This window comes from Actinomadura xylanilytica (assembly GCF_030283145.1).
Lineage (GTDB): Bacteria > Actinomycetota > Actinomycetes > Streptosporangiales > Streptosporangiaceae > Spirillospora > Spirillospora xylanilytica.
Genome location: NZ_JASNWE010000001.1, coordinates 2,246,294 through 2,259,623, shown reverse-complemented (window position 1 = coordinate 2,259,623; position 13,330 = coordinate 2,246,294). Strand labels below are relative to the sequence as shown.

Below are 13,330 nucleotides of genomic sequence, written 5' to 3'. Positions count from 1 at the left end.
TCAGGGCGAGGAGGCCGGGTCGGTGTGGCAGGGGTCGCAACCCTCCAGGCCCTTCGCCGCGATGTTCACCACTCGCCAGGCGACCGAGGGGGCGCGCTGGTCCTCGGGGGAGTACGGGGGGCCGAGCAGCGGGTCGCCGGCCTTGACGGGCTTGACGGACGGGTTCTTGTAGCCGACCTCGATGAGGACGTTGCCGTGCCGCCCGGCCATGGTGGCGGTCGAGGCCGAGCCCTTACCGGTGCCGAAGCCGCTCCGGGGGAGGCTGCCGATCTCGTCCATCGCGCCGACGGCGCCGGCGCCGGACGACTCGCGGACGCGCGCGGTCAGGCGCCTGCTGCCCGCCTTGAGCTCCTTCCCGGCGGCGGCCTTGTCGACGAGGGTCAGCCGCAGGGTCAGCTTCCGCGCCGTCGGCTGCCCCTTGGCGTTCCGCGCGGGGGACGTCCAGAGGCAGTAAGCGGTCTGCTTCCCCGGGAAGATGCCGTCGCCCGCCTTCTTCCCGGCGCGGGACTTCGCCTTGGGGACGATCCGGGCCTGTTCCGCGGACCCCAGCAGCTTGCACGGGTCGGGCAGGCTGCTGAGCGCCCGAGGCTCCCGGGGCTGGTCGGCCTTGTCGGCGGCGTCGAGGAACCCCCCCATGACCAGCGCCGTGGTCTGGGCTATGCCGGCTGTGGCGGCGACGCCCACGACGATTATGACCGGCAGCGTGTACCTCTTCCGCTGCCGCCCGCTCCTCGTCCCGGGGAGGACGGGCGCGGTGTGCGGCCCGGCCAGGTGGGCGCCCGCGGGCGGCGCGTGCCGGGACCGTCCCGGCGGCGGGGCCGGGAACGGCGGTGACAACGAGGGCGGCGCGGTCGTCGCCGGGGCCGACGGCGGTGGTGCCGGTGGCGGCGGCGCGACCAAGGACGCGGGCGCGGGCGCCGGCGTCTGGGAGGCGGACCGCGGGGGCGGCGGATGCGTGGCCGGCGACGCCTCCGGCGGCCGGGTCGAGGCCGGGGACGCCGCGGAGGCCAGGGACGCGGCGGCCGGGACGGGCGCCCACTCGTTGGTGATGATCCGGCTGGCGGTGTGCTCGGGGTCCTCGGCGCCGACGAGCGCGACGAGCAGCTCCTCGGCGCTCGGCCGGGCGGCGGGCGAGGGGGTGAGCGCGGAGTGGACGAGGGGCCGCAGGTCGTCCGGGACCTTGTCCAGGTCGTGCTTGCGCTGCTGCGCGCGGGAGGCGAGCACCATCATGGTGCCGGTGCCGAAGGGGTGGGCGCCGGTCGCGGCGTAGGCGACCAGGGTGCCCCAGGCGAACACGTCGGCGGCGGTGTCGACGGTGCCCTCGAAGACCTGCTCAGGAGCGATCCAGCCGGGGCTGCCGACGATGAACCCGGTCTGGGTGTGCTTCTCGGGGGAGTCGAGCGCGCGGGCGATGCCGAAGTCGATGACGCGCGGGCCGGTGGCCGACAGCAGCACGTTGCCGGGCTTGAGGTCGCGGTGCACCAGCCGGACGGCGTGGATCGCGGTGAGCGCGGTGGCGATGCCGATGGCCAGGCCCCGCACCCGGGCCTGGTCCAGCGCCCCGTCCCGCTCGACCAGGTCGCCGAGCGAGACGCCGTCGATGTACTCGGTGACCATGTAGGGGCGGCCGTCGTCCTCGCCGTGGCCGAGGACCCGCGCGGTGCAGAACGAGGCGACGCGGCGGGCGTTGGCGACCTCGCCGGCGAAGCGGGCACGGAAGGAGTCGTCGAGCGCCAGCTCGCGCCGGATGACCTTGATCGCGACCTGCCGTCCGGCCGGGTCCTCGCCCAGGTAGACCGCGCCCATGCCGCCCGCGCCGAGACGTCCCACCAGGCGGTGCTCGCCGATGACCTGCGGGTCGTCGTCGGCCGATGACCGTTCTGCGGGTCCCGGCGATGGGTGCCCGACACTCACGAAGTCCCCCCGGAATCGGCGATCTTGCCCGAGTAGCGTAACGAGTACGACGGTCCGGGGGGTATGCAGCGTTCCCTACTGCTCGCGCCGGGAGTGCCGGAAGTGCCGGGCGATGCATGACCTCGGCGAGGCCGGGTAAAGCCCGTCCATCGACGGCCCGCTATGTTGGCCACGCTCGAAGCCGTTCCCGGGGTCATCGTCCTGGGCCGGCCGGTCACCTTCACCGAGGGGCCGACCCCGGGAAATCCGCCGACGCCTTCGCTAGCACCCCCCGGGATCGGTCTCGCACAACTCCTCTCCTGGGGGACGCCGTGATCAGGAAAGTACTCGTCGCCAACCGGGGTGAGATCGCCGTACGGGCGTTCCGCGCCGCCTACGAACTCGGCATCGCCAGCGTGGCGGTGTACGCCTACGAAGACCGACTGTCCCTGCACCGCCAGAAGGCCGACGAGGCGTACGAGATCGGCGAGCACGGGCACCCGGTCCGCGCCTACCTCGACGTCGCGGGCATCGTGGAGACCGCGCTGCGCGTCGGCGCCGACGCCGTCTACCCCGGCTACGGATTCCTGTCCGAGAGCCCCGAGCTGGCCGAGGCGTGCGAGCGCAACGGGCTGACGTTCGTCGGCCCGTCCTCGGCCGTGCTGAACCTGGCCGGCAACAAGATCGAGGCGGTGGCGGCGGCCCGGCGCGCGGGCCTGCCGGTGCTCGGCTCGGCCACCCCGGAGCCGGGCGCCGAGCTGGCCTGCGCCGACGAGGTCGGCTTCCCGCTGTTCGTCAAGGCCGCCGCGGGCGGCGGCGGGCGCGGGCTGCGCCGCGTCGACCGGCGCGAGGACCTGGAGGCCGCGGTCGACGCCGCGCGCCGCGAGGCAGAGAGCGCCTTCGGCGACGCGACGGTGTTCCTGGAGCAGGCCGTCGACCGGCCCCGGCACATCGAGGTGCAGGTCCTCGCCGACGGCGCCGGGCACACCGTGCACCTGCGCGAGCGCGACTGCTCGGTGCAGCGCCGGCACCAGAAGGTCGTCGAGATCGCGCCCGCGCCGCGGCTCGACCCCGCCGTCGCCGAGCGGCTCTGCCAGGACGCGGTGACGTTCGCCCGCGAGATCGGCTACGTCAACGCGGGCACGGTCGAGTTCCTCCTGGACGACCGCGGCCGGCACGTCTTCATCGAGATGAACCCCCGGATCCAGGTCGAGCACACCGTGACCGAGGAGGTCACCGGCATCGACCTGGTGCAGGCCCAGTTGCGCGTCGCGGGCGGCGAGACCCTCGCCGGCCTCGGCATCGCGCAGGAGAGCGTGCAGGTCTCCGGGTTCGCCGTGCAGTGCCGCATCACCACCGAGAACCCGGCGAACGGGTTCCGTCCCGACACCGGCAAGATCTCCACCTACCGGTCGCCGGGCGGCGCCGGGGTGCGGCTGGACACCGGCACCACCCACGCGGGCGCCGTCGTCACCCCGCACTTCGACTCGCTGCTGGTCAAGCTGACCTGCCGGGGCCGGACGTTCGAGGAGGCGGTGCGGCGGGCCCGGCGCGCGGTCGCCGAGTTCCGCATCCGCGGCGTCGCCACCAACATCCCCTTCCTCCAGGCCCTGCTGGACGAGCCCGACTTCGACGCCGGCGGCGTCACCACCGCCTACATCGCCGAGCATCCCGAGCTGCTCACCGCCCGGTCCAGCGGCGACCGCGCGACCCGGCTGGTCCGCTTCCTCGCCGACGTCACCGTGAACCGGCCGAACGGCGAGGCGCCCACCGACCTCGACCCGGCCGGCAAGCTCCCCGCGCTCGACGCCGACGCGCCGTTCCCCGAGGGCTCCCGCGACCGGCTGCTGGCGCTCGGGCCGCGCGCGTTCGCCGAACAACTCCGCGCGCAGGACGCGCTGGCCGTCACCGACACCACGTTCCGCGACGCGCACCAGTCGCTGCTGGCGACCCGCGTCCGCACCTACGACCTGGTGACCGCCGCGCCGCACCTGGCGCGGACGACCCCGCAGCTCCTGTCGCTGGAGGCGTGGGGAGGCGCCACCTACGACGTCGCGCTGCGCTTCCTCGGCGAGTCGCCGTGGGACCGGCTCGCCGCGATCCGCGAGGCCGCGCCGAACCTGTGCATCCAGATGCTGCTGCGCGGGCGCAACACCGTCGGCTACACGCCCTACCCCGACTCGGTCGCCCGCGCGTTCGTCGCTGAGGCGGCGCGCACCGGCGTCGACATCTTCCGGGTGTTCGACGCGCTCAACGACGTCGAGCGGATGCGTCCCGCCATCGACGCGGGCCTCCAGACGCACGCGCTCGTCGAGGGCACGCTCTGCTACACCGGCGACCTGTCCTCGCCCGCCGAGACGATCTACACGCTCGACTACTACCTGCGGCTCGCCGAGCAGCTCGTGGACGCGGGCGTGCACGTCCTGTGCGTCAAGGACATGGCCGGGCTGCTGCGCGCCCCCGCCGCCCGCACCCTGATCACCGTGCTGCGCGAGCGCTTCGACCTGCCCGTCCACCTGCACACCCACGACACCGCGGGCGGCCAGCTCGCCACCTACCTCGCCGCGATCGAGGCCGGGGTGGACGCGGTGGACGGCGCCGCCGCGCCGCTGTCGGGGACGACCAGCCAGCCGCCGCTCCAGGCGATCGTCGCGCACACCGACTACACCGGGCGCGCCACCGGCCTCGACCTGGACGCGCTCACGGCGATGGAGCCCTACTGGGAGGCCGTCCGCACGCTGTACGCGCCGTTCGAGATGGGCATCCCGGCGCCGACCGGCCGCGTGTACCACCACGAGATCCCCGGCGGGCAGCTGTCCAACCTGCGGCAGCAGGCCGTCGCGCTCGGCCTCGGCGACCGCTTCGAGGAGATCGAGCGGCTCTACGCCGCCGCCGACCGGATCCTCGGCCGCCTGGTCAAGGTCACCCCGTCCAGCAAGGTCGTCGGCGACCTCGCGCTGCACCTGGTCGCGGCCGGCGCGGACCCGGACGACTTCGCCGAGAACCCCGAGCGGTACGACATCCCCGACAGCGTGACCGGGTTCCTGACCGGGGAGCTGGGCGACCCGCCCGGCGGCTGGCCCGAGCCGTTCCGCGGCAAGGCCCTCGCCGGACGGCAGCACACCCCCGCCCGCGCGGAGCTCACCGCCGACGAGGAGAAGGCCCTCGCCGGGCCGGGCGTCCGCGACACGCTCGACCGCTTGCTGTTCCCCGGCCCCGCCAAGGACTACCGGGAGGCCCGCGCGTCGTTCGGCGACCTGTCGGTGCTCCCGACCGGCCCGTTCCTGTACGGGCTGCGGCAGGGGCACGAGGTGTCGTTCGACCTCGAACCGGGCGTCCGCGTGCTGGCCGGGCTCGAAGCGGTCGGCGACATCGACGAGGCGGGCGTCCGGCAGGTCATCTGCACGGTCAACGGGCAGCTCCGCACGCTCGGCGTCCGCGACAAGTCGGTCGCGTCCGACGTGGCGCCGGTCGAGCGCGCCGACCCGAACGACCCCGGCCAGGTCGCCGCGCCGTTCGACGGCTCGGTCACGCTGCGCGCCGCCAAGGGCGACGAGGTCGCCGCCGGCGACGTGGTCGCCACCATCGAGGCGATGAAGATGGAGGCCGCGATCACCGCCCCGGTGGCCGGCACCGTCACCCGCCTCGCCGTCGCCGGGGCCACCCCGGTGCAGGCGGGCGACCTGCTCCTGGTCATCGCCTGACCGACGACCCGGCGGCCCCGACGGCCCTCGGACGCGGGACCGGCCCCGGTCCCGGTCCCGGTCCCGCGTCCGAGGACCCGGCCCGGCGGCAGCGACACGCGAGCCGCTGAGGCCGCCCGCCTTGCCTTGTCCGGCGGGCTCGTGCGCACCATGCGGTATGAGCCGAGTCCTGTATGTGATCTGCTGCGGTGCGTTTCCGTCGGAGAACGCGCATGAACTGGTCGAGCCGGCCCAGGCGGACGGGTGGACGGTGTGCGTCCTGACCACGCCCTACGGACGGCGCTTCGTCGACGTCCCGCGTCTGGAGAAGCTGACCGGGTTCCCTGTCCGCAGCGAGTACAAGCAGCCCGGCGAGCCGGACGCGCTGCCGATGCCGGACGCGCTCGTCGTCGCGCCGGCGACCGTGAACACCATCAACAAGTGGGGTGCGGGCATCTGCGACACGGTCGCGCTGGGGTACCTGGTCGAGGGTTACGGGCTCGGGCTGCCGACCGTCGTGGTGCCGCACAGCAACCGGGCGCATATGGCGCATCCTCGATTCCAGCAGAACCTCGCGCTGCTGCGTTCGTGGGGAGTGACCGTCCTGCTGGACGGTCCGCGCGAGCCGAAACGGCTTCCCTGGCGGATGGTGCTCGACGCCGTGAACGAGCGGTATGCGGCCCGCGATGCCTGAAGGTCGCCACGGGCCGCGCGCCGCCGGCGTTCAGAGGCCGCCCCCCTCCTACGGGTGTGTGCGGCCTTCCCGCGGGGTACGGCCACGTTGCGCGCCGGACACCCTCCGACGGACGAGAAAGAGGAAGCGCCCTGAACCGTAGACACGCCCGCGCCACGCCCCCCAGCGCCGGCGCCGACCCGATGAAGGACTACCTCTCCCGCATCGGTCGGACCCCGCTGCTGACCGCCGAACAGGAGGTCGACCTGGCCAAGCGGATCGAGGCCGGGCTGTTCGCCCGCGAGCGCCTGGCCGCACCGGCCGCGCTCGCCGAGGACGACCGGGATGACCTGGAGTGGATCGCCGCCGACGGTCGCCGGGCCAAGGACCACATGGTCGAGGCGAACCTGCGGCTGGTCGTCTCCCTCGCCAAGCGTTACCTCGGCCGCGGCCTGCCGCTGACCGACCTGATCCAGGAGGGCAATCTCGGGCTGATCCGCGCGGTGGAGAAGTTCGAGTACCGCCGCGGCCTGAAGTTCTCCACCTACGCGGTCTGGTGGATCAAGCAGGCGATCAGCCGCGCGCTGGCCGACCAGAGCCGCACCATCCGCATCCCGGTGCACGTGGTCGAGGTGATCAACCGGATGACCCGGGCGCAGCGCAGCCTGGCCCAGGACCTCGGCCGCGACCCCACCCCGGCCGAGCTGGCGGTCGAGCTGGAGCTGACCCCCGAGCGGGTGCGCGCGCTCCAGCGCCACGCCCGCGACCCGATCTCCCTGCACACCCCGCTCGGCGAGGAGGGCGCGGGCGAGCTGGGCGACATGATCGAGGACCTGGACGCCGGCGACCCGGCCGACGTCGTCGCCGCCTCGCTGCTGCGCGACCGGCTCGACAGCGTGCTCGACACCCTCAGCGAGCGCGAGGCCGGGGTGATCTCGCTGCGCTTCGGCCTGGCCGGCGGCGAGCCCAAGACGCTGGAGGAGGTCGGCCGGATGTACGGGGTCACCCGCGAGCGCATCCGGCAGATCGAGTCGAAGGGCCTGCACAAGCTGCGCCACCCGTCCCGCCGCATGGTCCTGGCCGACATGCTCGGCTGAACGGACGCCACGGCCGCCCCGGCAGCCGTGCGGACGCCCCGGTCGTCAGCGGCGGCCGGGGCGTCCGCCGTGCACCCGGCCGGCGAGCGGCGGGCCGCGCTCATCGCCGGCACGGCCACCGGGCGGGGCCGGGACCACGGGTGACGTCGCGGCTACTATCGCCTTCCCCGCGTCGCCCGGGGCCGGGCACATCACGGGACAGATCGTGCACGTCAACGGGGGCGCCCACCTGGCCGGCCGAGCCCGTTGTGATCATCCTCTCCCGGGGTGACTTCGGCGGAATGTGGAACTCCTCCTGCGGTGGGATGACACTGGGGAGATTGTCCGGGAAGACTTCTCCTGGCACGGCATGGACGGGAGAGTAGGCGGAATGGCGACGAGTCGGTTCGTACGGCTGAGGCTCGCGGGAGTGGGCATGGCGGCGGTGCTGGCGGTGTCGATGGTGCCGGGCTCCGCGTCGGCCGCCGGACCCGTCACACCGGGGGCGGGCACCGTGCCGATGCCGGGCGGCGCGTTCGTCCCGGGCGTCGGCGCCGTCCCGGCGGCCCCCGCGGGCCCGGGCCTCGCCGCCCTGCCGGCCTCGCCGCCGCCGAGCCCGGCCGGAATGGACCGCGCCAAGCTCTCGGCCACGCTCGACGCCACCCACGCGGCGGGCATGTACGGCCTGGTCTCGGCGGTCCGCGACGGGAAGCGGCAGTGGGACGGGGCGTCCGGTGTCGCCGACGTGCGCTCCGGGCGTCCCGTGAAGCCGGGCATGGAGCAGCGCATCGGGAGCATCACCAAGTCGTTCGTCGCGACCGCGGTGATGCAGCAGGTCGAGCGCGGACGGCTCGGCCTCGACGAGCCGATCGGCATCTACCTGCCGGAGCTGTTCCCCGGGGAGCTCGGCCGGCAGGTGACCGTCCGGATGGTCCTGAACCACACCAGCGGGATCGGCGACTACGTGAGCATCGCGTTCCCCTCGCTCGCCGAACTGTCGCCGTCCAGCCTGGACGAGGGCCGGCACCGGAGGCTGCGGCCCGAGCAGCTCGTCAACTGGGGGCTGTCGCTGCCGCGCACCGGTACGCCCGGCGAGCGCTGGTCCTACTCCAACACCAACTACGTGATCGCCGGGCTGCTCCTGGAGAAGGCCACCGGCGGCAAGGCCGAGACCTACATCGCGCGCGAGGTCATCGGGAAGGCCGGGCTCAAGCACACCTACTTCCCGAAGGGCGCCCGGCTCGACGGGCCGCACTCCAAGATGTACGAGTCGCTGTACCAGCACGTGAAGCCGCCGCGCGACTACAGCACCTATGACATGAGCTGGGCCTGGACGGCCGGCGCGCTGGTCTCCACGATGGACGACCTCAACCGGTTCTACCGCACCCTGCTGACCGGCGGCCTGACCTCCAAGGCGTCGCTGGCCGAGATGCAGAAGACGGTGCCGGTCAAGGACGCCGAGGGCAACGTCACGATGAACTACGGCCTCGGCATCTACGCGCTCGACCTGCCGTGCGGACGGTTCTGGGGCCACGACGGGGCGGTGTTCGGTGCCGGGACGCAGTCGCTGTCGAGCGCCGACGGCCGCCGCCAGGTGTCGGTGAGCCTCAACCTGATGAAGTACCAGCAGCTCAACGGCGAGGGCGCGCCGATGCCGCACCCGGTCGACAACGCGCTCTCCGCCCACCTGGTGCAGGCGCTGTGCGGCGGCGAGGGCGCCACGACGAAGTCGGGCGGCGAGACCCCCGTCCAGCCGCTGCCGTTGCAGTTCCGGGCGTTCCGTCCCTGACGCCGCGGCGCCTCTGACACCGTTGTGTCAGAGGCGCCCCCTAGCGTCCGGGGCATGTCGAGCCTGACGCAGCAGCGCGACCTGACCGACGCGTGGAACGAAACCGCCGCCCGCATCGACGCCCACGACCCGGACGGGGTCGCCGAGGTCGTCCGCGGCCTCGACGACGACGAGCGCCGCGAGGTCGCCCGCAGGCTCCCCGAGCTGCTCAGATCGGCGGCACCCCGCGGCCCGCGGCCGTTCATGGGCGACGACGCGGCGTTCCGCGCGGCGGGCGCGGGCACCCTCGGCGGCGCGGCGGCGGTCGCGGCGTGGCTCAACCGGCGGGAGTTCACCTCCCGCTGGGCGGGCGAGCACGACGACACCGGCCGCCTGCTCGACCTGTGGGACGACCGCGACGACGCGTGGCGGGCCGATCTCGCGCGGCGGCTCGTGCTGCGGCTGCGCAGCCCCCGGCACATCGGCCTCGACCTGGCGCTGGCCCTCCTCGCCGAGACCGGCGCCGAGCCCCCCGAGCATGATCCCCTCGTCGTCGGCTGGGTGTCGACCGCGCCGCCCCGCGCCAAGGATCCGATGCTGCCGGTGCTGCTGCCGCGGATCTTCGAGGCCGAGGGGGTGGGCCGGGCGCTGCGCGGCAACACCTCCTGGCTGCGGACGCTGGCCACGCTCGCGGACCGCGGCGCCGTCGACCGCCGCGCGCTGCTCGACGGCTGCGTCCGCCGGTTCCTGCGCGGCGGGACGGCCACCGACCTGCGCTTCTTCGTCAGCCTGCACCGGCTGCTCGAACCCGCCGATCTCGACGCGCGGCGGCGGCACGTGCGCCGCCACGCCCGCGACTACGTCCGGCTGCTCCCGTCCGCCCCCGGCCCGGTCGCCGAGCTCGCCGCCGGACTGCTGCGCGAGCTGCCCGACCTGAAGCCCGAGTACGTGGTGGAGGCGCTCGACGGGCTGCTGTTCCGCAGCGAGGTCGGCCTCGTCCGGGGCGGCCTGGCGTGGCTGGAGTCGACGGTGCGGCGGTCGCCCGAGCTGGCCGACGGCTGCGCGGCGGCGCTGGCCAGGGCGTTCGGGCACACCTCTCCCGGTGTGCGGCGCAGGGCGGTCCGGCTCGCGCTCAAGCTGCCCGACACGACCGCGCCCGACGCGCTCCGCGACGCCGTCCCGCTGCTACCGGACGATCTGGCCGCGCAACTGACGGCCCGCTACGCCCCACCGGGCCCACCGGCCGCCTAGCCAGGGTCTGTCCCACAGTGGCCTCAGGTAGCGTGACGTGGGGAAACGCCGAACGGGGGAGGCCCACATGGACGAGTTCATCGCCGGACTGCCCAAGTGCGAGCTGCATCTGCACATCGAGGGGACGCTGGAGCCCGAGCTGAAGTTCGAGCTCGCCCGGCGCAACGGGATCGAGCTGCCGTACCGGAGCGCCGAGGAGGCGCGGGCGGCCTATGTCTTCGACAGCCTGACCTCGTTCCTGGTCGGCTACTACGCGAGCATGGACGTCCTGCGGACCGAGCCCGACTTCTACGACCTGGCGACCGCGTACCTGGTGAAGGCGGCGGCGCAGAACGTCCGGTACGCGGAGATCTTCTTCGACCCGCAGGCGCACACCTCGCGGGGCGTGCCGTTCGACCTGGTGATCCGGGGGCTGCGCCGGGCGATCCTGGACGCGGAGCGGCGCGAGGGGATCAGGGCGCAGCTCATCATGTGCTTCCTGCGCGACTCCGAGGCGGGCTTCGCGATGGCGACGCTGCTGGAGTCACTGCCGTACCGGGAGTGGATCGCGGGCGTCGGGCTCGACTCCGACGAGCGCGGGAACCCGCCGGTGAAGTTCGAGCGGGTGTTCGCGCGGGCCCGGGAGGAGGGCTACCTGCTGACGATGCACTGCGACGTCGACCAGGAGAACACCACCGAGCACATCCGCCAGTGCCTGGACGTCATCGGCGTCGACCGGATCGACCACGGCGTGAACGCGCTGGACGACCCGGCGCTGGTCGACAAGGCCCGGGAGCGGGGGATCGGTTTCACCGTCTGCCCGGTCTCCAACGGCTTCGTGACCGACGGGCCCAAGGCCGAGGTGGTCCGCCGGATGCTCGACCTGGGCCTGCGGGTCACGATCAACTCCGACGATCCCGCCTACTTCGAGGCGTACGTGGCCGAGAACCTCCAGCTCGTCCGGGACGAGCTGGGGCTGACCCGGGACGAGCTGGCCCGGCTGGAGCGCAACGCGTTCGAGATCGCCTGGCTGCCGCCGGCGATCCGCGACGGCTACCTCGCCGAGCTGGCGGAGTACACGGCCACCGCCCCCTGATCAGGGCGCGGCGAGGTCGGACGGGTCGGTGTTGGCGCCGCACAGGACGACCGCGACCCGTTCGGCCGGGCCCGGGCGGTAGGCGCCGGTGCGCAGCGCGGCCACGGCGGCGGCGGTGCCGTGCTCGACGACCAGGCGGTACTCGTCCCAGAGCAGCTTGCGCGCGGCGATGATCGCCGAATCGGGCACCAGGACGTCCCGGACGCCGGTGCGGGCGGCGACCGCGAGGGCGATGTCGCCGACCCTGGACGCGCCGAGCGAGTCGGCGGCGACGCCGGAGACCGGCACGTCCACGGGTTTCCCGGCGCGCAGGGCCTCGTGCAGGGTCGGCGCGGTCTCCGGCTCGGCGCCGACGACGGCGGCGTGCCCTTCGACGGCGGCGGCGACGCCCGCCATCAGCCCGCCGCCGCCCACCGCGAGCAGCACCGCGTCGATCTGGCCGCCCGCCTGCTCCAGGAGTTCCAGGCCGAGGGTGCCCTGGCCGGCGCAGATCTCCGGCTGGTCGTAGGGGTGGCAGAACAGCGCGCCGGTCTCGGTCGAGCGGTCGACGGCGGCCTCGGCCGCCTCGGCGTACCGGTCGCCGACCTGCACGACGGCCGCGCCGAGGGCGCGCAGCCTGTCGACCTTGATCTGCGGGGCGGTCTCGGGGACGTACACCTCGGCGGGGACGCCGAGCCGGGCGGCGGCGTAGGCGACGGCGAGGCCGGCGTTGCCGCCGGAGGCAGCGACGACCCCGGCGCGGGGGAGCGGCCCCTCGTCGGCGGCCGACAGCAGGCGGTTGAACGCGCCGCGCGCCTTGAACGAGCCGGTGTGCTGCGTCTGCTCCAGTTTCAGCCACATCCGCCGGGCCGGTTCGGCGCCGGCGGGGGCGAACGCCGCGGGGTCGGCCTCGATGAGCGGGGTGCGGCGGATCCGGCCCGAGATGCGGGCCTCGGCGGCCTGGACGTCGATGCGAGTGATCACCGGTGCATCCTGCCCGAAGGCGGCGAGAGTAAAGGTTCTTAACGCGCTCTTGACGCGGAATTGCACAACCCTCCACACTTAGCCCCATGGACGGTCAAGTTCCCACATCAACGGGCAATCATGTTGCCCGCTGAGCGGCACGCCCGGATCGGCGACGCGCTCCGCAGCACCAGGGTGGTCGGCACCGACGAGCTGAGCCGCCTGCTCGGCGTGTCGGCCGAGACCGTCCGCCGTGACCTGGTGGTGCTGGAGCGGCGCGGCGCACTGGTGCGGGTGCACGGCGGCGCGACCGCGAAGGCCGACGGCTCGGGCGAGGAGGCCCCCTTCACCGAGCGCGCCGTGATCGCGGGCGAGGCCAAGGCCGCGATCGGCCGCGCCGCCGCCGCGCTGCTCCGCCCCGGCCAGACCGTGATCATCGATGTCGGCACCACCGCCGTGGAGGTGGCGCGGGCGCTGCCGGCCGGGTTCCGCGGCACGGTGGCGACCTGCTCGCTGCTGGTGGCCGCCGAGCTGGCCGGACGCCCCGGCGTCGAGGTGCTGACCTCGGGCGGGCGGGTGCGCGCCGGCGACCTGGCCTGCTCGGGCGCGCAGACCGCCGCGTTCTTCGCCGACCTGCGCGCCGACGTCGCCTTCCTCGGCTCGGGCGGGGTCGACGCGGGCGCCGGGCTGACCGACTTCCATCTGGACGAGGTGGCGGTGCGGCGGGTCATCATCGCCAGCTCGCTGCGCTCGTTCGTCCTCGCCGACTCGGGCAAGCTCGGCCGGCTGGCGCCGCACCGCGTGTGCGGGCTGGACGAGGTCGACGGCCTGGTGACCGACCGCCCCGTCCCGCCCGGGTTGCAGCTCGCCGTCGAACGCGCCGACGGAGTGATCGTGTCCGCATGAGCGGGCCGGGCGGCGTTGCAGCGCCGCCCGGCCCGGACCGGAAGCCCAGCCTCTGACCGCAAG

General features: G+C 74.2%; 8 protein-coding genes and 1 pseudogene. 7 read left to right on the top strand and 2 right to left on the bottom strand.

What is annotated here, in order from left to right:
• A complete protein-coding gene (locus QP090_RS10470) occupies positions 1-1,914 on the bottom strand; it encodes a serine/threonine-protein kinase (protein WP_285938398.1) in 1,914 nt (637 codons plus the stop codon).
• A gap of 311 nt (positions 1,915-2,225) precedes the next feature.
• On the opposite strand from QP090_RS10470, the gene QP090_RS10465 reads away from it, so the two are divergent.
• The 6 genes and pseudogenes from QP090_RS10465 to add all read left to right on the top strand — a co-directional run bounded on the left by QP090_RS10465 (position 2,226) and on the right by add (position 11,419).
• Positions 2,226-5,597 carry a pyruvate carboxylase gene (locus QP090_RS10465; protein WP_285938397.1) on the top strand — a complete coding sequence of 1,124 codons (3,372 nt, stop codon included), beginning with the start codon at positions 2,226-2,228 and terminating at the stop codon, positions 5,595-5,597.
• Between the two features lie 157 nt (positions 5,598-5,754).
• A complete protein-coding gene (locus tag QP090_RS10460) occupies positions 5,755-6,270 on the top strand; it encodes a flavoprotein (RefSeq protein WP_285938396.1) in 516 nt (171 codons plus the stop codon).
• A gap of 167 nt (positions 6,271-6,437) precedes the next feature.
• Positions 6,438-7,346: pseudogene (locus QP090_RS10455) on the top strand (RNA polymerase sigma factor); the annotation flags it as partial.
• Positions 7,347-7,716: 370 nt separating this feature from the next.
• A complete protein-coding gene (locus tag QP090_RS10450) occupies positions 7,717-9,114 on the top strand; it encodes a serine hydrolase domain-containing protein (protein ID WP_285938395.1) in 1,398 nt (465 codons plus the stop codon).
• A gap of 54 nt (positions 9,115-9,168) precedes the next feature.
• The gene (locus QP090_RS10445; RefSeq protein ID WP_285938394.1) at positions 9,169-10,344 is read left to right on the top strand and encodes a DUF6493 family protein; all 1,176 of its coding nucleotides are present in this window, start codon (positions 9,169-9,171) and stop codon (positions 10,342-10,344) included.
• A 67-nt stretch (positions 10,345-10,411) separates the two neighbouring features.
• Positions 10,412-11,419: an adenosine deaminase gene (add, locus tag QP090_RS10440; RefSeq protein ID WP_285938393.1), complete on the top strand. Its 1,008-nt coding sequence runs from the start codon at positions 10,412-10,414 to the stop codon at positions 11,417-11,419.
• Here add and QP090_RS10435 read toward each other — a convergent pair whose 3' ends face one another.
• Positions 11,420-12,382: a threonine/serine dehydratase gene (locus QP090_RS10435; RefSeq protein WP_285938392.1), complete on the bottom strand. Its 963-nt coding sequence runs from the start codon at positions 12,380-12,382 to the stop codon at positions 11,420-11,422.
• A gap of 120 nt (positions 12,383-12,502) precedes the next feature.
• On the opposite strand from QP090_RS10435, the gene QP090_RS10430 reads away from it, so the two are divergent.
• On the top strand, positions 12,503-13,267 hold the full coding sequence (locus QP090_RS10430; protein WP_285938391.1) for a DeoR/GlpR family DNA-binding transcription regulator: 765 nt from the start codon (positions 12,503-12,505) through the stop codon (positions 13,265-13,267).
• The last annotated feature ends 63 nt before the right edge of the window (positions 13,268-13,330 follow it).